Here is a 24,212-nt window from a genome sequence, read left to right as displayed (position 1 = left end):
ACGGTGTAAGCTCAGATCTTTATACCGTTTCTTTTAATATATTTTCCATTATAATAAATGGCCACCTGTCAGGGTTAATCATATATAAGACAGGGGTACCCAAAGAAAGTGTGACTTTTGAGCATGATAAAGTTTGGTTGTGGACAGCACAAATGGCGGATCCTTTTCAAAGAGACAAGCATGTTATATCAAAACATTTTTGGCCTTTTATCAGTCTAAAACACTTAAAAAAGAAATGATTTTTAATGCTTTGATGCCCAAATAGCGCCTGAATTTCTTATGATGATATAAAACCATGGGGCAGATATAAGGAAATATCATGCAATGGCGAAAGCGCGTGTTGAGGGTTTCTGACATTGCTATAACGCATAGAGCAGGATTATATTAGTAAAATTCATATGCGAAAGCTATGATGTATATGTTAAAAGGGCCTATAAATATAAATTTATATTAGAGGGATATTATATGAACAATATTGAAAAATGGTTAGAGTGGGCAATAGAATTACAAAGTCTTGCTCAAGCTGGATTGACATATGGTAAAGATATTTATGATAAAGAGAGATATGAGAGAATTAGAGATATATCAGCTGAAATATTATCACATAAAACAGATATATCCATTGAAAAAGTAAAAGATTTATTTTGTAATGAAATTGGCTATCAGACACCTAAACTAGATACAAGGGCAGCTATATTTGAAAATGGTAAGATTCTTCTTGTAAAAGAAAACAATGGAAAATGGTCTTTACCTGGTGGTTGGGTTGATGTAAATGTATCCGTAAAAGAGAACACTATTAAAGAAGTTAAAGAAGAGGCGGGCTTAGATGTTTCTGCTGATAAAATAATTGCAGTTCAAGATAGAACTAAACACAATTTGCCAGTATATGCCTATGGTGTATGTAAAGTATTTGTTCTTTGCTCTGTTCTTGGCGGTCAGTTTCAAGAAAATATTGAAACAACAGAATTTAAATATTTTAATGAAGATGAAATACCAAAGCTTGCAGAAGAAAAAAACACAATTGAGCAGGTGAAAATGTGTTTTAAAGCATACAAAAGTGAAAGCTGGGAAACAATATTTGATTAAACAAATTTTAATTTGCCTAAGGTTGGGGATGTTCCCAACTAGTAAAAATCACCTTTACTGTCGTAGACACAAATGATCGTTTTTTTTGAAAGGATATTTTTTCCTATGCTTGTTGCTGCAAATTTTTTACATTCTTGCCCTTTGCTTGTACAGAAACAATCATTCGGCGCGGTGTTATTTATGTTACTTTTTCTCAAGTGTCCATATTCTGTAGGGAAGGTTAATGCTTATATCAATTCCTTGAAAGACTTGTTTTCTGAAACTTTAATTTGGACCTTATCTATCATTACGGAAACGAGAAGAACATTAAAACATAAAGATAGTGAAGAAATCAAAATTGTGGAAAACGATAAGCTGGAGAATTATCATTTAAGTGATCTTGATATCAGAAATTTAAAAAAATCTCTTTGCTCTCCTTAGCGGTTCAATTGTTAAGTGTATGTTTACATATTATGGGATTGGAATAAATATTGCTTTGGGGTACAAAACTGAAAGTTTGGATTAAATATTATCAGAAAAAGGGAATACAAGTATTATGGTGCGAATCCCAAGCAAACATAAAATGTCTAGGAGATTCGCACCAAAATAAAGCACATAATATTTGATTTCGAGAGAAGATGTAGTATAATATGAAAAGAGATTTGTGCATTGTGTATGAGGGTAAGTTGTATTTAATAGTAAATATCATGCATAATTGCAGTCACAGTCTGCGAGGACTGTGTGGATTGAAATTTTATGGACGAACCGGGGTCCTATGAGTGTAGGGTCACAGTCTGCGAGGACTGTGTGGATTGAAATAACTGACAACGGGGCGACCTGGAATACTAAGACCGGTCACAGTCTGCGAGGACTGTGTGGATTGAAATCTATCTGGCATAACGCTATGAAAGAGTTGAAAGAGTCACAGTCTGCGAGGACTGTGTGGATTGAAATCGCAGTGCCGATTATATCATATAAGTTAGCATTTAGTCACAGTCTGCGAGGACTGTGTGGATTGAAATGATTGCCTTATGTTCTAAGTCCATTTTTCAAAAGGTCACAGTCTGCGAGGACTGTGTGGATTGAAATCGGCGTATCCGGCTGTTCCGGGTCGGCATGGAGTGGTCACAGTCTGCGAGGACTGTGTGGATTGAAATAAGGTCACAATTGATACGACCGTCAGCGAGTACCGTCACAGTCTGCGAGGACTGTGTGGATTGAAATAAGACGCCATATAAGGCGAACCACCAGCAGTATGGTCACAGTCTGCGAGGACTGTGTGGATTGAAATCCAGAAATTATATCAAGACTTTAGATCACGCCCGTCACAGTCTGCGAGGACTGTGTGGATTGAAATTCCCAGGGCATTTTTGCCTTGGGAGACATTGGTGGCGTCACAGTCTGCGAGGACTGTGTGGATTGAAATGTGCGTTAAAGTGCATCTGGTGTCAAGTGTAGCTGTGTCACAGTCTGCGAGGACTGTGTGGATTGAAATACTGCAGCCGGCAGGTTCCAGAACACTGTGCGGCAGGTCACAGTCTGCGAGGACTGTGTGGATTGAAATAAAGTTGATCGGTGTGGATGTATCTACTGCCTTGGGTCACAGTCTGCGAGGACTGTGTGGATTGAAATTGTTCTGACGCTCCAAACGGCGCCTTTCTGCTGTCACAGTCTGCGAGGACTGTGTGGATTGAAATAGGGATGTTATGGATAATCTGAGAACTGGTCTTGGTCACAGTCTGCGAGGACTGTGTGGATTGAAATAACCTTTTTCTCGGCCTCGTTCTCTTCGTCCATTGTCACAGTCTGCGAGGACTGTGTGGATTGAAATTGAGCTGTCCTATTTTATAGAATTAAGATTTAGAGTCACAGTCTGCGAGGACTGTGTGGATTGAAATGTATGGTTCTATTTTCAGGTATGTTATCCCTCGGATGTCACAGTCTGCGAGGACTGTGTGGATTGAAATTCCGCATATATGAGCGGAGAGAAACAAGTAATTAGTCACAGTCTGCGAGGACTGTGTGGATTGAAATTCTGCGCATGGCGGTTATAAGTCCACCCATGCCTGTCACAGTCTGCGAAGACTGTGTGCATGTAGCAGATTTGAACTTGGTAATTTTTCAATTACGATCATACCAAAGGAAAAATGTCGGGGTGTATGAATTAATTTCATATACCTCGACATTTATTATAGAATCATCTTATCAATTTGAAAGTCACAAAAATCGAAATCCCCTCAGAACGCTCCATCACACTTCCTGTCTAAACATCACCCGCGAAGCGTGGGCTCCGCCCCGGTGGATCCTGTTGTGGGCTGTTTTGATCGTCACACTGTTAAAGCCATCTCTGGTGTTCCGGTTTGGAAAGATAAAATTTTTTGCACTGGAGGTTATTGTGACTCTCAGGCAATGACCTTTGCAAAAGGTGTGGGACAGTTTGGTAGTACGGATTTTAACAGGGTAGATCTGTCCCGGTTCCATAAAGTCCGGGTGTTCAAACTGGTTACGGTACCGTACGCTGAGGACACCGTCTGCCAGTTTCATGGAACGTCCCTCCCTATCCACATCCGTGATGCGCACGACCAGATCCGTATCCTCACAGTCGGAAGAGAGATAAAGCTCTGCTGTCACATCCCCGGTAATGGTCAGGTCTGAGGATAATGCCTGGGTGGAATAACATAAGATATCAGGGCGTTTTTCCTCAAGGGAGTAATCCGCAGGCACTTCCAGTTCATTTTCCGACATATCCACAAGGTGGAGGGCCGGATGTTCCGGATCATATTCATAGGAATCCCAGGAAGGGGACGCAGGAGCGCTTACGGACAGGATTCCTCTGTTCACCGCTGCTGCGTCTTCCTGGTCTCCGTCCAGATAAAAGGTCAGTGCACTGGTGCCGGGAATCGGCCAGTTGTCTGCGGTCTTCCATTGGTTGCTTCCCATAGTGTAATACTCCACCTTCGGCGTGCGGTCTATGCCATTATCCACTCCTTTGAGATAATGTTCCAGCCATGCCAAACAGATCAGGTCCATATCATAGCGAAGGGCATTTGTCCCAAGGGCGAAACCATGGATATCGTAATCCGCATTGCCGGCGTGCATCCAGGGGCCAAGGATCACCTTTTTCTCCTGATAATCGTGGTAAAGTTCCAAGGCTTCCGTGGTGCCCATCCCGTTATCGTCAAACCAGCCGGACATGATCAGGGCAGGCACGCGGTGGGCGTTGGTTCTGTCTTTCCAGTTTCCCTGCTGCCACAGTTTGTCATAATCCATATGGGAAAACCATTTTCTCAGAAATGGGATATCATATCCCAGGGCTTTGGGAGCCAGTTCTTCCAGGGGACGGATATCCAGCACTTCCTCCCAGTCGTCCCGCGCCATCAGTGAGGGATCAGAATGCTGTCCCGATACCAGGAAAGCCCAGGCAAGCATGCCGGAATTAAAACATCCGCCTCGTCTGGGAACATCCACAAAGGGGCTGCCAGCACAGACACTGCTGAGTATTGCCTTCAAATGCGGGTTTTCACTGGCCGCCGCGGCCCACTGCACATATCCCAGATAGGAGCCCCCGGTCATACCCACATTGCCGTCACTCCAGGGCTGCCGGGCAATCCAGGAAAGGGTATCGTCCCCGTCCTCCACTTCGTAGTACATGGGCAGCCATTCGCCTTCGCTGTCCTCCCTGCCCCGTACATCCTGGATCACCACGGCATAGCCCCTTTGGACAAAACGAAAATAACAGGAAATGCCCATGGTTTTTCCATATGGGGTGCGGACCAGCACGGTGGGAACCTTCTTGGCTCCTGACGGAAGATAGATATCGGTTGCCAGGCGGACCTGGTCACGCATGGGCACCATTTCCGTTACTGGATGTTCCACTGTGCAGAGGGGATTCCGGTTAACTTCGGCCCACTGGCTTAGAATGGTCCTATCCTCCAGGCCGTTTCTCACAAGTACGGCGCACTGGTCGCGGTAAGGGGTGACAAAAGCAGCTACCTGACCATTGTCCGTTATGAGATTTTTTGGGAATTTAATATTTCTCTGAACAAAAGACTTATCATCTCTTTTTTCAAATATCTCCCCGCCGGGAGTTTCAAATCGCTTAAATTCATTCCATGTCCCAGCATTTCTTGCCCCAGTGTTTTCTGCCGCGGTGTTTCTTGTCTCAGTATTCCTTATCCCTGCCTCGTATGCCTCCAGTTCCATCAGAGCTTTTCGGACATTCATTTTTCCCAGTTCCAGATACCAGGTGTCATCCTCAGCAAGTTCCTTCCATTCGCCCGGCATTCCGGTGTATACGTCCAGAGGACGGTGGAAGATCCGGTCATCCCTCCGCTCGAAGATTCCATATAAAATACCGGACAGGTAAAAATTCCATTGTTCCATTCAATCCCTCCTTATGCGCCAATGATGAATTTGATCAGGTAAGCCACCATGATACCCACATAATTTCCGCACACGCCGCCAATCACTCCCATGAGCAGTCCTACGCTGACCAGGCGGTTCCATTTGGCGCTGGAAGCCACCAGGGATGCGGTGGTTCCGTCTGCGATCGCTCCCGTGATACCCAGGATCACATATTCATACGGGACCTTAAACATTCTGGAAAGGAACAGGTGAAGACTGATGCTTCCGATGATCACGCAGAAGCAGAACAGGGTGATTGTCATGGTGGAGCCAAAGAAAGATGCCAGGTCCACGCTGAATCCAATGATGGACAGGTACATCATTCCAAAGAACAGACCAAGGTTTAAGTTTCCTCTCAGCCTGCCCACAGACGGAATCTGGGCTGCGGCAATGGAGAGTGTGGAAATAAGGAGGATCCTTCCCGCGCTGGCAAAATCAGAGGGAAGGAAGGCGGACAGCTTTGTGGCAATGGTCACAATGGTAACTGCAATGGCCAAAAGCCAGGCAATGTCCTGGATGCTCCATTTCTGTTCAGCCATCAGAACCGGTTCCTCCCCATCGCCGATGCGATCTTCATCTGACAGACGGAAGGGCCAGATCCTTTTTAAAAAATGTACGTTCTGGAACAGAGCAGGTGCCGCAAACATTAAAAACAGGGTGGGCATGCCTACCACGTAGTCTGCGGCATTGGCGGCGGCAATGGTCTCATTGGCTGCATCCAGGCCCACTGCGATCGCAGTGAGGTTGGAACTTCCTCCCGTGTAGGTTCCCACAAACATACCGGCTATTTTCCAGCCCTCAAACATTTGTCCGCTGAAGACTACTCCAAACAAAGTTGCCACCAGGCAGACGCTGAACACGGCTGAAACCAGGCCGACCAGGGCCTTGCCGGAAAGCTTTGCCAGCTCCTTCAGGTTGATATTCAGCAGGTAAATGGAAATAGACATAGGAACACAGTAGGTGATCACCACACCGTATACGTCCTGGTACCCAGGCACTATGTGGAGGTTTACCAGGACTAGTCCGATCACAATAACCGTGAGGGCGGGCCCTACATACTTAAAAGCTTTGAATCTCTGTACCCACAGGGAAAATGCCACCATAACCAAAATAACGGTCAGCAGTTCGTCCGTGGTCTGAAAAATCGGGAATTGCATATATGCACCTCTTTCGTTGTTTTTGTATTCCTCCGGATATGCGGGGAATTACATGTTAAAATACACTCCGAATCCCGGTTCGTCCAGAAGGGTAAATATATCCCGTTCCTGAGTGAATCCGCCTTCAATTGGGTTTTCTTTGTAATACAGGAAGCTGTCACAGTCTGCTTCGGTCACATTTTTCTTGGCTGCCACCAGGCTCAGCCCTGCAGTGATAGCCAGTTTGGTTTCCAGCATACAGCCTACCATGCAGGTAACGCCGTTGGCTTCCGCGACCGCGTTGATCTTGGAGGCGGGATACAGGCCGCCGCATTTCATCAGTTTAATATTGAGGATATCGGCCGCTCCCAGACGGCAGGCCCTGGCCGCATCCATTGGGCCATGGATGGACTCGTCCAGCATGATCTGGATCCCGTTCACTTTGCTGCGGATAAATGCAGATCCCTCCATATCCCAATGAGGCAGGCACTGTTCCACGGCCTCTATGCCGTACTCCTTAAAACCTTCCAGGGCACAGACCGCATCGGATACGCTGTAGCCCTGGTTGGCATCGGCCCGAAGGCGGATGTCCGGTCCCACTGCCTCCCGGATCAATTTCATGGCAAGGATGTCGTCTTTGTAATTGATACCTGCCTTAATCTTCAGTATATGGTAACCTTCTGTTTCCACCAGGCGCTTGGCCTCCGCTGCCATGGACTGAGGACTGCTGATGCCAATGGTGATATCATTGTGCACCACATTGCTGTAGCCGCCTAACAGTTTGTAGACCGGCAGCCCCATGGATTTTCCCATAAGATCGTACATTGCCAGGTCCACGGCACATTTGGCAGCGCCGTTTCCTACAATAACGCCGTCCATCATGGCGTGGACTGCCTCGATATCCATGGGGTCCATGCCCAGCAGCCCTGTTTTGAACAGTTCCAGCACAGCAATAACTCCGTCCACGGTTTCACCGGTCACAGGGGCAAAGGGAGCTGCTTCCCCAAACCCTATACAGCCATTATCCGTGGACACCTGGATTAGTACACTTTCCAGATAGCTGACAGTTGTAAAAGCCACCTTGAACGGTTCCTTCAGCGGAATCTGTACTTTTTCAATGTTCATCCCTGTAATTTTCATTTCATCCTCCTGAATTATGTATATATCTTAATTAATGCATAATATTATCTTCTAATTTTACTATAGGTTAAAATATCGGTCAACTACTTCTGTCTATTATTGTAGAAATCCCTGGGGAGACACCAGGAGAGTTTCTGGGGGATTCCAGAAAAGTTTCTGCATAAAAATCTTGCGCAAGCGGGCATAAGACGTTAAAATAGGGATACTACCAAAGAAGGAGTTTCGTATGTTAGGCACAAATATCAGGGAATACCGCAAGAAACAGAATCTTACCATCAAGGATTTGGCAGAGAGGACCGGACTTTCAATTGGATATATCTCCCAGGTGGAGCGGGAGGAGGCGGAACCATCTCTTTCCTCTTTGAGGAAGATTGCCAGGGAGTTTGATGTTCCTCTCTATGTTTTGATGGATGACCATAAAAATGATCACAATCTTACCATACGCCGGGAGGAGCGCTTATCTGTGCGCATTAAGAAAAGCAGTGTGGAATATGAATTCCTTACTCCTCTCCCTTCCCAGAATTTTTCTCCGAAAACGCTGATGATTAAAGCCACTCTGGAACCAAGGTCCAGGGATTCGGAAATCCCCATTGTTCATCATTCCGAGGAGACGCTTCTTGTTTTAAAGGGAATGCTGACGGTTTTAGTGGGGGATAAGCCCATTGTGCTGCATCAGGGGGACACCACTATCATAGAGGAGGATTTACCCCATACATGTATTAATGAAACGGAGGATTATGTGGAGGTGCTTTCCACGATCACGCCGCCGGTGTGGGGGACGCTGCATTTCCCGGGATAACATTGCACTTCCCGGGAAGATGAAATACAAAAATTGTTAGATTTTCACAAAAATATGCAAAAATTATTTGATATATTGGATATTGATTTTATATCCAATCATTGATATATTGGTTAAGTATCTATTGCTCTTTGAAAAATCATATCTATATAGCTGTTTAAAACATAGCTGGGACCACGCGGCATACGGCCGGTATCATATATACCGGACAGAGGGTATGGATCATACTCTGGTATGAGGGTGCATCGTGGACACCCGTGCCGCCGGCAGTATACCAGTCATATAGTCTATGAAGCAAAGAATGTTTAGGAATTTACATCAGGAGGTAATCATGAAAGGAACCCTGCTCGTAAAGAACGTTAAGCATCTTGTGACATGTGACGCTGATGACAGGCTGCTTGACGGTGTTAACGTATTTATACGGGATGGAGTAATTGAAAGTATTGGACAGAATGAAGAAACAGCAGCGGATGTGATTGACGCATCTAATATGGTGATGTATCCGGGACTTATTAATACACACCATCATTTATATCAGACATTCAGCCGGAATTTACCACAGGTACAGAACATGGAATTATTTCCATGGCTGAAAACTTTATATGAGATCTGGAAGCACGTGGATGAGGACGTGGTTTATTACAGTTCCCTAACTGGTATGGGAGAACTGCTAAAGACCGGCTGCACCACCTGCCTGGATCACCACTACGTGTTCCCCGGTACGGTGGGAGGCGGGCTTTTGGACGCCCAGTTCCATGCTGCAGATGAACTGGGGATGCGTTTCCATGCAACCAGGGGCAGTATGGACCTGAGTGTAAAGGATGGGGGACTGCCTCCGGACAGCGTGGTCCAGTCCGTGGATGAGATACTGAAGGACTCGGAGGAAGCCGTGGCCAGGCATCATGACGGCAGCAGGTATTCCATGCATCAGGTAGCCCTGGCCCCCTGTTCCCCTTTCAGTGTCACAGGGGAACTTTTGCGGGAATCCGCCGTGCTGGCCAGGAAGCTCAAGGTCAGGCTTCATACCCATTTGGCGGAGACAAAGGATGAGGAGCAGTATACCCTGTCCCGCTTTGGTATGCGCCCCTTAGAGTATATGGAGAGCCTTGGATGGGTGGGGCCGGACGTGTGGTATGCCCACGGCATACATTTTACAGAGGGAGAGTTAAAACGCCTGGCTGACACGGGGACCGGCGTTGCCCACTGTCCTGTGTCCAACATGAAGCTGTCCTCTGGCGTTGCGCTGATTCCACAGATGCTTAAGCTGGGAGTTCCTGTTGGGCTGGCCGTGGACGGATCGGCCAGCAATGATGGGTCCAATCTTCTGGAGGAGATGAGAGTGGCTTACCTGCTGCACCGTCTAAGCTGGAGCCAGGAAGCTCCTGACGGATATGATATCCTTAAGATGGCCACCAGGGGAAGCGCGCGCATCCTTGGCAGGGAGGAACTGGGACGTATTGAGGTGGGAATGGCGGCTGATTTCTTCCTGGTGAATTTGAACCGCATTGAGATGGTAGGAGCCCAGTTTGATCCCAAATCCGTGCTGTGCACAGTGGGATTAAAGGGCTGTGTGGATTATACGGTTGTAAATGGAAAAATCGTGGTCAGGGATGGTAGACTGGCCGGTGTGGATGAGGAGAAGATTGTAGAAAAAGCAAATGCAGTTGTAGAGGAATATATCAGTCGCTAAGCATTTTCCTGTATCACCACCTGGAGTGGCAGGAAAAGCTGCCGCTCTGTGAATCTTAGAATAGAGAGGTAAGACGATAGATATGAATAAAACAAAAGCATATGCAGAGGTAACTGAGTTGAACGGGATTCCCCGTTTTATCCAAGCCCTTCCCCTGGCTGTCCAGCACGTGGTCGCCATGATCGTGGGCTGTGTTACACCGGCTCCTGGCAGGAGTGACCGGGGTGGATTCGGCCCAGCAGATCATCCTGATCCAATCCGCGCTTCTCATATCGGGAATCGCCACATTGCTCCAGCTGTTTCCATTAGGGCGGTTCTGCGGTTCCGGCCTTCCGGTTATCATGGGAGCCAGCTTTGCCTACATACCGCTGCTGATCTCCCTGGGAAGCAGATTTGACCTTCCCACCATATTTGGGGCCCAGCTGGTGGGAGGACTGGCAGCTGTTGCGGTGGGGCTGTTCTACAAAAAGCTTACAAGGCTGTTTCCGCCCCTGGTGACAGGTACTGTGGTATTCACCATCGGCCTGTCCCTGTACCCTACGGCGGTGAACTACATGGCAGGCGGTGTGGAGGCTGAGGATTTTGGAAGTCCCAGAAACTGGCTGGTGGCTGTGGCCACACTGGCAATTGTACTGTTTTTTAACTATTTTACTAAGGGAATCTGCAAGCTGGCATCCATTCTCATGGGAATGTTCCTGGGATATCTGGTGGCATTGGCCATGGGTATGGTTTCCTTTGATAATGTGGGAGCAGCCGGGTGGTTCCAGTTCACCATGCCTCTTCATTTTGGCATGAAGTTTGAACTCACCTCCATTATTTCCATGATCATTATGTACATTGTCAGCTCCGTGGAGGCAATCGGGGATTTTACATCCACTGCAGGAGGCGGACTTGACCGGGAGCCTACGGACCGGGAGATGTGCGGCGGCATTATTGGAAATGGAGTGGCCAGTATCATCGGCGCCTTTGTGGGCGGGCTTCCCACGGCAACCTTTAGTCAGAACGTGGGTATTGTGATCATGACAAGAGTGGTGAACCGCTGCGTATTGGGACTGGCAGCAGTGATCATCCTCATTGCGGGATTCATCCCCAAGTTTGCCTCCCTTCTCACGACCATCCCCTCCTGTGTTCTGGGGGGAGCTACGGTTTCCGTGTTTGCAATGATCACCATGACGGGGATCAAGCTGATCACAAAGGAAAAGCTGACAGCAAGGAATACTTCCGTGGTGGGGCTGGCTGTGGCCCTTGGAATCGGTGTGATCCAGGCAGGGGGATGCCTTGCCCTGTTCCCTGACTGGGCCAAGACGATCTTTGGAGAATCCGCAGTGGTGATCGCCACCATTACGGCAGTGACGCTGAATCTGATCCTGCCTGAGGAGGAAGTACAGGAAGCAGCAGGGGAGAAAAAGCAGGAGAAGCATGCCCAAGGGAACATGGCTTAAGGCAGTATAACCGGGGCAGTGGAGCAAACACAGTCCAAGATAATAAAATCTACAGTTTGAGGGATGTCGTCAATGGACGGCATCCCTCATCTTGCTTGTTTGCCCCACGCCGTCACCCACTCAGCCATCCTTCATTCCCTCCCGTCTCAGCCATCCCCTCCCGCACCAACGGCATTTCCCCATATAAAAGGCAGAAAAGAGAAAGGGTGTATAGAATTTCTGATATTTTAATGGATATGCTGTATTATAAGTGTCAGGGGATTTTGCTATAATTCCGTTAACAGAAACCGCTGTGGCGGATTTGAATCAGAGGAGGATTTCATCATGAGAAAACATGCATTAAAGCGCTTACTTAGTATCTTATGTGCGGGGGCTGTGGCTGTATCCATGGCAGGCTGCGGGCAGAGTGGAGATACAAAAAAGGAGGAAAAGGTGGAAATATCCATGCTGGACTTCTTTATACCGGGAGAGGGTGTTACCAAGGCTATGAAGCCATTGTTAGACAAGTATCTGGAGGAACATCCCAATGTGGTGCTGGATGAAGAGTCCGTATCCAATGCGGATCTGGCTACCAAGGTACAGACCCTGGCGGCAGGGGATGAACTGCCTGATGTGTTTATGGTAAAGGGACAGATGGCTCAGACATTTGTGGAAAACGGGAAAATGTACGCGCTGGATGATATCCTGGCAGAGGATCCACAGTGGAGAGATAACTTTAAGGAGGGCGTGTTCTCCAATTTCACCATTGATGAAAAGATATACGCTATTCCATTCCAGGTGACAAATACATGTGTATTCTACAATACAGACCTGTTTGCTCAGGCGGGGATCAAGGAATTTCCCAAGACCTGGGATGAACTGATCGATATCATTCCAGACCTGAAGTCCATTGGAGTTACACCCATCGTGTTGGGTAACAAGGAGAAATGGAATGCGGAATCCGTAATCATGAGCACTCTTGGAAACCGTCTCACCGGTGATGAGTGGTATCAGAGCATCCGTGATAACAGCGGTGCAAAATTCACGGATCCGGAGTTTGTAGCTTCCCTTCAGGCCCTCAGCGACCTGGCGGCGGCAGGCGCTTTTAACGAGGACGTGAACAGTATTGACGGAGCACAGCAGAGACAGATGTATATGAACGGCAAGGCGGCTATTACCATTGACGGAAGCTGGGCCATTGCCAATTTTGATGAGAACTGCCCTGATAATGTGAAAAATGTGACGGAAATGGCAGCTCTTCCCATGGTGGAAGGCGGAAAGGGCAATCCGGAAGCGATCACAGGAGGCGCAGGATGGGCAATTGCGGTCAGCTCTAAGTTAAGCCCTGAGAAGCTGGAAGTGGTAAAGGATATGTTGAAGGCTATGACAGGTCCTGAATATGGCACGGCTGCCATTGAGGAGGGAACTCTGTCAGCGGTAAAACCAGGGGAAGATGTGGAGATCACTGAAACCGTGGCAGCTAAGTTTGATGCATTTGCAGAAGGCAGGCCCTTTATCCCGGTATATGACCATCAGCTGAGTTCAGGCGTGATTGATGTGATGCAGGGAGGACTTCAGGAACTGCTTATCGGCAGGGTGACACCGGAGGAACTGGCTCAGAGGATCCAGACTGAGTATGAAAATAACTGAAAGTGAGTGAAGAATATGAGTAAGGCATTGAGGCCCAAAAACGCAGTCATCTATGGATTGCTGGCCCCCGGGCTTGTGATTTTCGCCATATGCTGCATCATGCCCCTGTTCGTGGCAGTGTACAACAGCTTCTTTGAGTGGAACGGCGGGCCTGAGAGGACATTTATCGGATTCCGGAACTATGTGGAATTGATACACGACAAGGCGTTCTGGAGTGCGTTTATGAATAACCTGACCTTCATATTCTGGACTGTGATCGGTCAGATCGGAATTGCCTTTATCATTGCCATGCTGTTACAGTCCAGAATATTGAAGTTTAAGAATCTGCACAGAACCGTTATCTTCTTTCCGGTGGTGCTGTCCGCAGTGGTGGTAGGATTTTTGTGGAGGATCATGTATAATTCCGAGTATGGAATTGTGAACACACTGATGCGGAGCCTGGGGCTGGAGCGCTATATCCAGCTGTGGCTGGATAACCCGGACATTGTAATCGGCTCCCTGGCCATCCCAAAGGTGTGGCAGTTTATTGGATATTACCTGATCATACTGCTGGCAGCTATCCAGGGAATTGACCAGAGCGTCCTGGAAGTGGCGGAGCTGGACGGGGCCACGGGGTGGAAGAAGTCCTTTTACATTGTAATGCCCCTTATTAAGAGCACTCTGATGGTGACCGTGATGCTGTGTATATCCGGAAATATGAAGACATTTGACCAGATCTTTGTCATGACCGGCGGAGGACCGGGAACCAGCTCTGAGGTGGTGGCCCTCTATGCCTACAATGTGTCCATGAACCGGATGCGTTACGGATACGGAAGTACGGCGGCCATTGGGATCCTGATCCTGAGCCTGGGCCTGATCGTTATCAGTAAGCTGGTTGGAAGAAAGAAGGAGGAGGAAGCATGAAAAAAGCGGTAAAAGCCGTGGAGACAGTGATTGCCAACGGATTTGTGACATTGTTTTCCGTAACCTGCATTTTCCCCATCATATGGATGATCTACTCATCCCTGAAAACAGATCAGGAGTTTTCACTGGATATTTTGAGCCTTCCAAAGAAGCTGATATTTGACAATTACGCCCGGGCCATTGAGGAGGGGAACATCGGCTCCTACTTTATGAACAGTATGTTTAACACCCTGATCACTGTTGCCGTTGTGATCGTGATCGCTTTTGTGACAGGCTACTGTCTGTCCAGGTTTAAATTCAGGGGAAGGACATTTGTGTACTATATGTTTTTGTCCGGAATGCTGATCCCCATTTACGCTCTTTTGATTCCCATCTTTGTGGAATTTAAGTCATTGGGACTCCTGAATAAAAGATACACATTGATATTGCCCTATATCGCATTCGCCCTTCCGGTGGCAGTGTTTCTGGTGGAAAGCTCTGTGGCCAGCGTGCCCATTGAGATCGAGGAGGCGGCATGTATAGACGGAAGCTCCTTTCTACATACCATGTTTGCCATTGTAATGCCCATGTGCAGGCCGGTGTTATCCACCAGTGCCATCCTCACCTTCCTGAACACCTGGAATGAATTTCCGCTGGCGCTGGTATTGATCAGAAGTAATTCTCTTAAGACAATGCCCATTGGACTTACCAATTTTGTGGGAAGCTATACGGTAAATTATCCGTTGATGCTGGCAGCCCTTGTGGTTTCCACACTTCCTGTGGTGATTATGTATCTTTTGTTCTATAATCAGATTATGAAAGGCATGACCGCGGGAGCGGTTAAGGGTTAAGACCGATCATTCGTTTTGCATGTCAGACAGGCTGTTTACAGCTTGTCTTATATGCGTTTTCAGGGGAACCGTAAAACATTCAGAGGCGGATTCACCCACCTGTGAGGCAGGAGTCTCAATCGGAGGAAATGATGAAAATGTTGTGGAAAAGGATGTTTGGAAGTCTTCAAAAGACCATATTTGCAGTGATCCTGGTGCTGATCATTGTACCTACCGCCATACTGGGAGTTATCTCCTACAGACAGTACCGTAAGATCATAACGGAAAATGTCAGGGTCCTGAATCAAAGCAATACATCCCAGATCGCTTCTAATATTGAAGGGATCATGAAAAACCTGCAGAACAGCTCCCTGTCATTCTATCAGAATGAGATGGTGCGCGAGTACCTGCTGGCCAGGGATCCGGATGAGGTGGAACAGGCCTGGTACAGCCTGAACCAGTATGTTTTAAACCAGATTGCATATGAGGAATACATCTATGCCGTGGATTTTGTGCGCTTGGACGGCAGGCGCTACAGCTCCAGTTCGGTCACGGAAGGGATCAGCGGACCGGTTAAAGAGCTGCTGATGGAAAAGAGCGGGGGTCCTCTGTTCCGGACAGATATCCATGTGGCGGATTACGGGGACTTGAGAAGTGATGAGCTGTACGGATATGCCAGATGCATCCATGACATCAATGATATTGGGATTCCCATTGGTTTCCAGCAGATCTATTTCAAGAAGCAGAACCTGAAACGGCTGTTAAATGATTACCGCGCTGACGGGGAAGCATATTACATTGTGGAGGACGGCAGGATCATCATCTCCACAGACCCTGACCAGGAGGGAAAGGCTGTGTCTGAAATACTGCCCAACCTGAAGCTGGATGAGGAGTACAGCAGCCAGCAGATGAAGGTGGACGGAACTCCGGTGATGACAGCCTGCGCCAGGGTAAAGTATCCGGGCTGGTATGTGGTGAAGCAGATTTCCTTAAGCCAGATATCCGGGGAGACGGCTGTGGTCCGGCAGCTTTTGATCACGTCCGGCATATTGGCCGTTGTCCTGTGCGCCCTGGCGGGATTTTTCCTTTCCCGGTTTGTGATCCGGCCGTTAAAGCGGCTGGAGTCTTCCATGAAGCATATTGAGGAAGATCATTTTAAACGGAAGCTGCCGGAGACGGGGTATGAGGAACTGTCCCTGCTGGCAAAGGCATTTAACAGGATGAGCGCCAGGCTGGATGAGCTGGTAAATCAGGTGTATCTGGCCAAGATCAGAGAAAAGGATGCACAGATACGGGCCATGCAGGCATATATCAATCCTCATTTCCTGTACAACACGCTGGATACCATCTGCTGGATGAGCCGCATGGAACAGGCGGGAGAGACCTGCCGTCTCATAGAAGCCCTTTCCAAACTATTTCGGGCATCTGTAAAGGATACGGGTAAGACTACCACGGTAGCAGGGGAACTGGAGCACATCCGAAACTATATCATGATCCAGGAATGCCGTCACACGGATTCCATTGAGTTTGCGGTGGAAGCGGACGAGGGGGTAATGGGCTGCGAAACCGTGCGGTTCGTGCTTCAGCCCCTGGTGGAAAATGCCATTGTGCACGGCCTGGAGCCCACAGGGGAACCGGGTACCATATGGATCAGGATTTACAGGGAAGAGAATGATCTTATCATGACCGTGGAAAATGACGGTATGGATGCGGATACGGAGGAACTGAAGGCATTGATGGATCAGTACAGGGAAGGGCTTAAGGGCATGGGGCTTTCCAATGTGAATGATCGGATCAGGCTCTGCTATGGGGAAGAATACGGTCTTCGGTTTGAAAAACGCATACCAAAGGGGTTGATCGTGCGGGTGGTGCAGCCTTTTATCCTGGAAGGGGATAGGACTGCTGTATAGAGAGGCGATACGTAAAGGGGGAATATCAAATGATTAGAATGATGGTGGTTGATGATGAACCGGTGATCCGGGAGGGAATCGTAAGGGCAGTGGATTGGGAGAGCCTGGATGTGCAGGTGGTGGGGACTGCGGGGAACGGAAGGGACGGTATGGCAAAAGCCCTGACGGAAAAGCCGGATATTGTGATCACGGATATCAGAATGCCCATTGTGGACGGGATCCGTTTTGCAAAGGAATTAAAGGAAAAGCTTCCCAAGGTAAGGGTGGTGTTCCTTACGGGTTACAGCGAATTTGAGTATGCCAGGGAAGCCATACGCCTGGGAGCGGCGGATTATCTGTTAAAGCCCATTAACACAGAGGATCTGACAAAACTGGTCAGGAAGCTGGCTGATCAGGTCCGTCAGGAAAATGCCACTGTTGTCAGCAGGACCCAGAAGACCGTGCTTTTAAAGGAAAACCTTCCCATGATGCGCAACCGCTGTGTGAAACGCTATTTCCAGGGAGAGATTGGTGAAACTGCCTTTACAGAGCAGGCAGGGGCCCTGGGCATGGACTTTTCAGGGCAGGAGCATCAGATCATTATTTTCTGTATTGACTATTATTATCAGCTGATCGCAAGCGGGGAACGGGAGGCCGGGCTTTTAAAATATGCCATGTCCAACATTGCCGAGGAAGTGCTGGGAGCCTGCGGCAGCGCTGTTATCTGCGATGAGGGCGAGGCCAGGGTGATGGTGATCCTGGGCACGGACCAGGAGACAAAAAAGATTACCAGGTGCTGCAAGGAAGTCCAGTTCTGTATGCGCAAGTACTACGGGGTCTCCATATCCGTGGGCATTGGAAAAAAGGTAAAGGCCATACAGGATCTTAAGATTTCCTACCGGTCAGCGGACGAGGCTGTGGAGGAGAGGATCAAACAGGGGAGCAGTCAGATCATTGTAAGGGAGGGCGATCCCAGAAACGGGTCTGAACATGCCAGGCTGTTCCTTACCCCTGAGGAGGAGCAGGAGATCAGCGATGCGGTGAGACTGCTGGATAAAAACAGGGTTTATGATGCGCTGGAAATGGTGTTCCAGAAATATGTGATGGAGCAGGACCTGGGGCGCAGGGGAACGGAGCAGTTTTGTATGTATCTGGTGCTGATCGCCATGCGCCAGCTGGAGCATTTTTCCGTGTCGCCGGAACAGGCGCTGGGAAAAAATTATTATTACTACAATGAGATATCAAAGTATGAAACGGCACAAGATCTGGAAATGTGGATGAAGGACATATACAGTGAGTCCCTGGCAGCCGTGGACCGGCAGAGCAACGGCAAGTACAAGGGGATTGTGGCAGGAGGACTTGCCTATGCCATGGAACACTTTTCCGAGAGCATCCAGGTGGGGGATGTGGCCCAGGCCGTGTATGTGACCCCCAATTATTTCAGCCGCGTGTTCAAGGAGGAGACAGGTGAGAATTTCACGGACTGGCTGAATAAATACAGGATCGAACAGGCCAAAAAGCGGATGGACGCGGAGCCTGAGACAAAGGTTTACGCCATTGCTGAGGAGACAGGATTTAGCGATTACAAATATTTTGCTTTTATCTTTAAGAAATACACAGGATTTACTCCCACTTCCTACCGCAACCGTTAAGTGTAGAATATTGGACAGTAGTGTAGAATCTATGGTTTTTGTTTTCCTTTGGATCATTATAATGGGATTATCAGTGGGATCAAGGAGGAAGACATGAAGCAGGAAAACAGGAAGCAGGAAGATAAGAAACAGTTTTTATTCGGCGCGGTTTATATCATTGAACAGGATTACACACAGGAGGAGATCCGCAGGGATCTGTCTCAGATGCAGGAATACGGATGTAATCTGATCACGCTGTGGCCGGTGGGAAACCCATGGCTGGCAAAGGATTCTCATGAGTGGGTATTTGATCAGACCAGAATGGTACTGGATGAGTGTGAAAAGCTGGGTATGAAGGCCATCCTTCAGCTCTTTGGCCAGAATCAGGCCCAGGAGTTCATGCCTGACAGTGCCCTGACCAGCGAGATGATGATCCATGATGAGCGGGGAGAACATTTTAACGAGAATTGTTTTTGGGCCAACCTGAATCACCCTGTGGTAAGGGAATACATTGATGTATTTTTCCGGGAAGCCATCAATGCCTTTAAGGACCACAGTGCAGTATACGGATATGATGTGTTTAACGAGGCACATTTCAGAAGCGATGACAGGTATACCATTGGGAAATACCAGGAGTGGCTGAAGGAAACCTATGGGACCATTGAACACCTGAACCGGGTATGGTACCGCAGGTATGAGGGATTCTCACAGATTTTCCCTGAAAAAAGACGGTCCGCCTACAGCATATGGAGCAGCATCATGCCGGATCTGGAGTATGAGCGGTTCCGCAGTGTGACTTTGACGGAAATCTGCAGATTCCTATATGATACGGCCAGGAAATACGATACCAGCCATCCCATTATCATAGACGGGACCAGCGCCCAGATCCTGTCAGGGGATGTGACCCTTCGCAATAATGATGAGTTTGCAACAGCAAAAATACCGGATATCTATGGCTCCACCTTTTATCCCAAGAGCTGGGGGCGCAACTACAGGAATACGCCGTGGACCATGTCCATGTACTACAGCATTCCGGCCGGGGCGGCCAGAAAGGCGGGCAAGCCCTACCTGGTCAATGAGCTGCAGACCCATACCCAGTCTGTGCTCACACCGGGATCCGAGGTTACCGGGCAGGAGCTGTATGACTGGATCCTGATGTGCATGTTCACCGGAGCCCAGGGCATGCAGCTGTGGAGATGGCGTCCCTTCCTCCATGGATACCAGTCCACGGGACGGGGACTTACAAGAATGGACGGGACGCCCAATGAAAAGGCGGAGAAAGTGAAGGAGCTGGTCTCCCTGATCCGCGCACAGGAGGATCTGTTTGGTGATTTCTCCATTGCAAAGCCCATGGTGAAAATAGCTGTCTCCTATTCCTCCAGGCTGTATTTTGATGCGTTTTTAAAGTGGAATAACAGTTTCTGGAGCGAGGATGTGGAAGGATGGTACCGCCTGTTCTGGAATCACGGGGTGCTGCCGGAATTTACAGATCTTGAGGACCTGAATGAGGAGGATACAGGGGTCATCGTGCTTCCCTCCATCCTGAGCATCAGCAGTGATATGGCTGACAGACTCACCCGGTTTGTGGAGCAGGGCGGCCTCCTGATCGCGGACGCAAGGCTGGCAAGCGTTAATGAGTACGGGGAGGTGCCCTGTGAAGGGATTCCGGGAAGGAAGCTGAGCAGCCTCTTTGGTCTGGTGGAGACGGACGTGGATTCAGGTCATTCCTTCTGCCTGGGAGGTGAAAGGATCCCCTGTAATTTCATGGAGCAGAAGCTGGAAGTCCGGGAGGATGCCCAGGTACTGGGAACCATGGAGGACGGAAGCCCGGCCGTGGTGCTCCATGGATTCGGTAAGGGAAAGACCCTGTATTTTAATTCCTTCCTGGGTGTGGAGCTGAAGAAAAACAGCATCAGGGAAGTGGAGGACACGGTGATGCCCCTTGTAAAGGAGCGCTGCCCGGATATGGTGACTGTGCAAAAGGGAGAACGGGTCCATGTGAGTTTTATCAGGGCCGGAGAGTGGTCCGCGGCATTGGTGATCAACTTTGATACCGTAAAGCAGCCGGTTTGTATCCAGGGGCTTCCGGAAGGTGTTTCCATTGAAAATGTAATGACAGGGGCCGTGACCGCTGCAGGTCCGGCCGCGGAGTTCACAGTTCCTGAAAATACAGCATATATTTACCGGTGGCAGGAGGATGAGCTGTGATACTGGTCTTTGATGTGGGAGGGACCGGTGTCAAGTATGGGGTGTCGGATGAACAGGGGAGATTCTGCCTGAGGGATTCATTTGAGACACCGGCAGCCGGCCTGGAAACATTTTTAAATAAGATCCGGGAGATTTTCCTCAAAACCTCAAAGCAGTGGGACATACAAGGCGCGGCTTTCAGCTTTCCCGGGGAAGTCCACAGCCGGGAAGGAATCATCAGGGGGATCAGTGCAGTCCCCTACATACATGATGTAGAATTAAAAAACCTGCTGTCACAGCGCCTGGGCGGTCTTACGGTAACCATGGCCAATGATGCAAAATGTGCCGCCATGGGGGAACTGTGGAAGGGTGTGGCCAGGAACTGTAAAAACGTGGTATTTGTTATCTGCGGCACAGGGATCGGAGGAGCTGTGGTGGAACATGGACAGCTCTACAAGGGAGTTACCATGAACCGCGGGGAGTTTGGAAATTTCCCTATGGGGGGATTTAAGGACGGGGTACTTCTCACCTGGAGCGATTACACATTGGAAAAGCAGGCAAGGAAATACAGGAAGCGCAAAGGCATTGAAGAAATTGTCACGGGAAAGGAACTGGTTTGCCGTTCCATGGATGGAGACGGGCTGGCCACAGAACTTTTGGAAGAATTTTACTATTGGATGGCTGTGGGATGCATTACCCTGGAGTTTTCCTTTGACCCGGAAATGATCGCCATTGGCGGAGGGATCAGCGCCAATGCGGATATCATCCGGGGGATCCGCCTTAAGACAGAGGAACTGCTGGACGGGCAGAGACCGGGCTATCTGAGGCCCAATATCTGTGCATGTACCAACGGGAACCAGGCAAACCTGTACGGAGCGCTCTATTATTATCTATATCATGATCAATTGGAACATACAATATAAATGAAGGAGAGTAAGGTTATGACATATCATTTTCCAGAAGGTTTTTTATGGGGAGGAGCCAGTTCCGGTCCCCAGTCGGAAGGAGGAAGCAGGGAAGGGCACAGGGTGGCCTCTGAGTGGGATTACTGGTTTGACAAGGAGCCGGAACGCTTTTTCGGCCAGGTGGGGCCGTCAGTGACCTCTGATTTTTACCACAAGTACCCTGAGTACATAGAGAAGATGAAGCAGGCAGGGATCAAATCCTACCGCACCTCCATTCAGTGGAGCAGGATCATCTGCGGCTGTGACGGCAAGGTGAATGAGGAGGGGATCCGTTTCTATGACCAGGTGATCAATGCCCTCATAGAAAACGGAATTGAGCCCATGATGTGCCTTCACCATTTTGATCTTCCGCTGTATTGGGTGGAAAAAGGCGGTTTTGAAAACAGGGAGACAGCATACGCCTTTGCGGCATTTGCAGCAGTCTGCTTTGAGCGTTTCGGGGACCGGGTGAAGTACTGGACAACCTTTAATGAGCCGGTTATCATCCCGGAAACCGGATACCTGTACCAGCGGCACTATCCGGCTGTTTGTGATGCTGCAAAGGCAGCCCAGGTGGGCTACCATGTGCAGCTGGCCAGCAGTCTGGCGGTTGCGGAATTCAGAAAAAGCAGGTGTGACGGAAAAATCGGCATCATTATTAACCTCACCCCCACCTACTGCCAGGATCCGGACCGGGAGGAAGACCGGAAAGCGGCGGACACCCTGGATCTGATCTTTAACCGCTCCTTCCTGGATCCCTCGGTAAAGGGAACGTATCCCCAGGAATTGACAGCCCTTTTAGAGGCGGAGGGGATCCTTCCTAAGACCAGGGAAGGGGACATGGATATCATCCGGGAGAACACGGTGGACTATCTGGGGGTGAATTATTATCATCCCAGAAGGGCAAAGGCCAGGACCACTGCCTATGAGGGACCGCTGATGCCGGAGAAATACTATGAATCCTATGAGTTTGAGGGGCAGAAGATGAACCGCTCCAGGGGATGGGAGATCTATGAGCCTGCGATCTATGATATTGCAATGAACATTAAGGAAAATTATGGAAATATCCCATGGTATATCTCTGAAAATGGGATGGGAATCCAGGACGAGGAGCAATACATAGGGGAATCAGGCATGGTGGAGGATGATTACCGCATTGAGTTCATCAAGGAGCATTTAAAGTACCTTCACAAAGCCATATCAGAGGGATGCAATTGTTTTGGGTATCATCTGTGGGCGCCATTTGACTGCTGGTCCTGGATCAATGCTTACAAGAACCGGTATGGGCTTTTGCGGGTGGATATCCATGACGGATGCAAAATCACCATGAAAAGATCCGGACACTGGTTTAAGGAACTGTCCGATCACAATGGATTTTAGGGAGGAGTACATGGATCAAACGCAGGTTAGCAGTGGATTGCAGGTTAGCAGCAGATTGCCGGTCAGGCTGGACCATGCAAGGGCCTGGAGGACGTATCTGGGAGGCAAAATGCTGGATGAGTTCCACGGATGCGCGGTTGGAACGGACGGACATTTCCCCGAGGAATGGATCGTTTCCCTGGTCGCTGCCAGAAACCCGGGTCGGGAGTCTGTAAAAGAGGAGGGCATGAGCCATGTACAGGGAACGGATATCACGCTGAGATCAGTGATCCAGTCTGATCCGTCTTCGTTCCTTGGTACAGACCATGTGAAACGCCTGGGAACTACCATGGGCGTGCTGGTAAAACTCATTGATTCCGCGGAGCGGCTGGCTGTCCAGGTGCACCCTGACAGGGATAAGGCAAGGGAGCTGTTCGGATCCGAATACGGAAAGACGGAGTGTTGGCATATTCTGGGCGGCCGGACCGTCAATGGAGAAAAACCGTGTGTATACATGGGATTTAAGGAAGGCGTCACAAGACAGCAGTGGATGGGCCTGTTTGACCGGCAGGATATAGACGGGATGCTTCAGTGCCTGCACCGGTTTGAGGTGGAGCCAGGGGACACGGTACTGATCGAGGGCGGCGTTCCCCATGCCATTGGGGCAGGGTGCTTCCTGACAGAAATCCAGGAACCAACGGACTACACCATACGGGTGGAGCGGGTGACACCCTCCGGGTACAGTGTGGAGGACGCGATGTGCCATCAGGGTCTGGGATTTGAGCGGATGTTTGACTGCTTTCATTATGAAGGTCTGTCCCGGAAAGAGACAAAGAAGCGCTGGTTTTTAAAGAGAAGAAAAAAGATAGACTGCAGGGAGGGAAGGGTGGATACCCTGGTGGGATATGAAGATACGCCCTTTTTCTCCATGGACTGCCTGACCATCCCCCCACAGGGAGAGGGCCTGCCCCTCCGGGAAGACGGCTTACGGATCCCCAAAAATGGGGACTGTTCCGGCCTGTATGTGCTGGAAGGAAAGGGCGTCATAAGGATCGGTGAAGACGTTCTGACACTGGATAAGGGTGAGCAGTTCTTTCTCCCCGCTGCCATGGATGGGTTTACCCTAAGCGGGACAGGGGGAGAGACTCTGAAACTGATTCGGTTTTTCGGCCCCGGCTGACTTAG

General features: G+C 49.1%; 16 protein-coding genes, 1 pseudogene and 1 CRISPR repeat array. Of the genes and pseudogenes, 14 read left to right on the top strand and 3 right to left on the bottom strand.

What is annotated here, in order from left to right; all coding sequences use genetic code 11:
- Positions 1–465: 465 nt before the first annotated feature.
- Both ABID13_RS17710 and ABID13_RS17705 read left to right on the top strand, forming a co-directional pair.
- Positions 466–1,086, top strand: a complete 621-nt coding sequence (locus ABID13_RS17710; protein ID WP_045091447.1) for an NUDIX hydrolase N-terminal domain-containing protein — start codon at positions 466–468, stop codon at positions 1,084–1,086.
- Between the two features lie 105 nt (positions 1,087–1,191).
- A complete protein-coding gene (locus ABID13_RS17705; RefSeq protein ID WP_007869085.1) occupies positions 1,192–1,506 on the top strand; it encodes a hypothetical protein in 315 nt (104 codons plus the stop codon).
- A gap of 279 nt (positions 1,507–1,785) precedes the next feature.
- Positions 1,786–3,099: direct repeats of the CRISPR family, unit length 33 nt; unit sequence GTCACAGTCTGCGAGGACTGTGTGGATTGAAAT.
- Between the two features lie 216 nt (positions 3,100–3,315).
- Here the strand turns inward: ABID13_RS17705 and ABID13_RS17700 are convergent.
- Genes ABID13_RS17700 through ABID13_RS17690 form a run of 3 tightly spaced genes read right to left on the bottom strand, consistent with a single transcriptional unit; the run spans position 3,316 to position 7,745 of the window.
- Positions 3,316–5,448, bottom strand: coding sequence for a CocE/NonD family hydrolase (locus tag ABID13_RS17700; RefSeq protein WP_048930982.1), 2,133 nt, complete (start codon positions 5,446–5,448; stop codon positions 3,316–3,318).
- Between the two features lie 11 nt (positions 5,449–5,459).
- Positions 5,460–6,626 carry a DUF819 family protein gene (locus ABID13_RS17695; RefSeq protein ID WP_007869081.1) on the bottom strand — a complete coding sequence of 389 codons (1,167 nt, stop codon included), beginning with the start codon at positions 6,624–6,626 and terminating at the stop codon, positions 5,460–5,462.
- Positions 6,627–6,674: 48 nt separating this feature from the next.
- Positions 6,675–7,745 carry a mandelate racemase/muconate lactonizing enzyme family protein gene (locus ABID13_RS17690; RefSeq protein ID WP_007869079.1) on the bottom strand — a complete coding sequence of 357 codons (1,071 nt, stop codon included), beginning with the start codon at positions 7,743–7,745 and terminating at the stop codon, positions 6,675–6,677.
- A gap of 226 nt (positions 7,746–7,971) precedes the next feature.
- Here ABID13_RS17690 and ABID13_RS17685 point away from each other — a divergent pair, with 226 nt between their 5' ends.
- The 12 genes and pseudogenes from ABID13_RS17685 to ABID13_RS17630 all read left to right on the top strand — a co-directional run bounded on the left by ABID13_RS17685 (position 7,972) and on the right by ABID13_RS17630 (position 24,207).
- Entirely contained in the window at positions 7,972–8,544 is a 573-nt protein-coding gene (locus tag ABID13_RS17685; protein ID WP_045091450.1) for a helix-turn-helix domain-containing protein, read from the top strand.
- Positions 8,545–8,875: 331 nt separating this feature from the next.
- Positions 8,876–10,234 carry an 8-oxoguanine deaminase gene (locus tag ABID13_RS17680; RefSeq protein ID WP_048930981.1) on the top strand — a complete coding sequence of 453 codons (1,359 nt, stop codon included), beginning with the start codon at positions 8,876–8,878 and terminating at the stop codon, positions 10,232–10,234.
- An 82-nt stretch (positions 10,235–10,316) separates the two neighbouring features.
- Positions 10,317–11,676 (top strand): annotated as a pseudogene (locus tag ABID13_RS17675) (uracil-xanthine permease family protein).
- A 324-nt stretch (positions 11,677–12,000) separates the two neighbouring features.
- Complete coding sequence (locus ABID13_RS17670; RefSeq protein WP_048930980.1) at positions 12,001–13,305, top strand: extracellular solute-binding protein; 1,305 nt, start codon at positions 12,001–12,003, stop codon at positions 13,303–13,305.
- Between the two features lie 15 nt (positions 13,306–13,320).
- Positions 13,321–14,208, top strand: a complete 888-nt coding sequence (locus ABID13_RS17665) for a carbohydrate ABC transporter permease (RefSeq protein ID WP_007869064.1) — start codon at positions 13,321–13,323, stop codon at positions 14,206–14,208.
- A complete protein-coding gene (locus ABID13_RS17660; protein ID WP_007869063.1) occupies positions 14,205–15,038 on the top strand; it encodes a carbohydrate ABC transporter permease in 834 nt (277 codons plus the stop codon). The genes ABID13_RS17665 and ABID13_RS17660 overlap by 4 nt, the downstream gene beginning before the upstream one ends.
- Positions 15,039–15,166: 128 nt before the next feature.
- Positions 15,167–16,927: a cache domain-containing sensor histidine kinase gene (locus ABID13_RS17655; RefSeq protein WP_242849302.1), complete on the top strand. Its 1,761-nt coding sequence runs from the start codon at positions 15,167–15,169 to the stop codon at positions 16,925–16,927.
- A gap of 29 nt (positions 16,928–16,956) precedes the next feature.
- Complete coding sequence (locus ABID13_RS17650; protein ID WP_007869061.1) at positions 16,957–18,558, top strand: response regulator; 1,602 nt, start codon at positions 16,957–16,959, stop codon at positions 18,556–18,558.
- Positions 18,559–18,651: 93 nt separating this feature from the next.
- Positions 18,652–20,745, top strand: coding sequence for a beta-galactosidase (locus ABID13_RS17645; RefSeq protein ID WP_048930979.1), 2,094 nt, complete (start codon positions 18,652–18,654; stop codon positions 20,743–20,745).
- Positions 20,742–21,647 carry an ROK family protein gene (locus ABID13_RS17640; RefSeq protein ID WP_048930978.1) on the top strand — a complete coding sequence of 302 codons (906 nt, stop codon included), beginning with the start codon at positions 20,742–20,744 and terminating at the stop codon, positions 21,645–21,647. Before ABID13_RS17645 ends, ABID13_RS17640 begins: the two co-directional genes overlap by 4 nt.
- An 18-nt stretch (positions 21,648–21,665) precedes the next feature.
- The gene (locus ABID13_RS17635; RefSeq protein ID WP_007869057.1) at positions 21,666–23,048 is read left to right on the top strand and encodes a glycoside hydrolase family 1 protein; all 1,383 of its coding nucleotides are present in this window, start codon (positions 21,666–21,668) and stop codon (positions 23,046–23,048) included.
- A 10-nt stretch (positions 23,049–23,058) separates the two neighbouring features.
- Positions 23,059–24,207: a type I phosphomannose isomerase catalytic subunit gene (locus ABID13_RS17630; protein WP_048930977.1), complete on the top strand. Its 1,149-nt coding sequence runs from the start codon at positions 23,059–23,061 to the stop codon at positions 24,205–24,207.
- The last annotated feature ends 5 nt before the right edge of the window (positions 24,208–24,212 follow it).

The sequence above is a fragment of the Enterocloster citroniae genome (assembly GCF_040545455.1).
Classification (GTDB): domain Bacteria; phylum Bacillota; class Clostridia; order Lachnospirales; family Lachnospiraceae; genus Enterocloster; species Enterocloster citroniae.
This window is presented reverse-complemented; position numbering and strand designations above follow the sequence as displayed.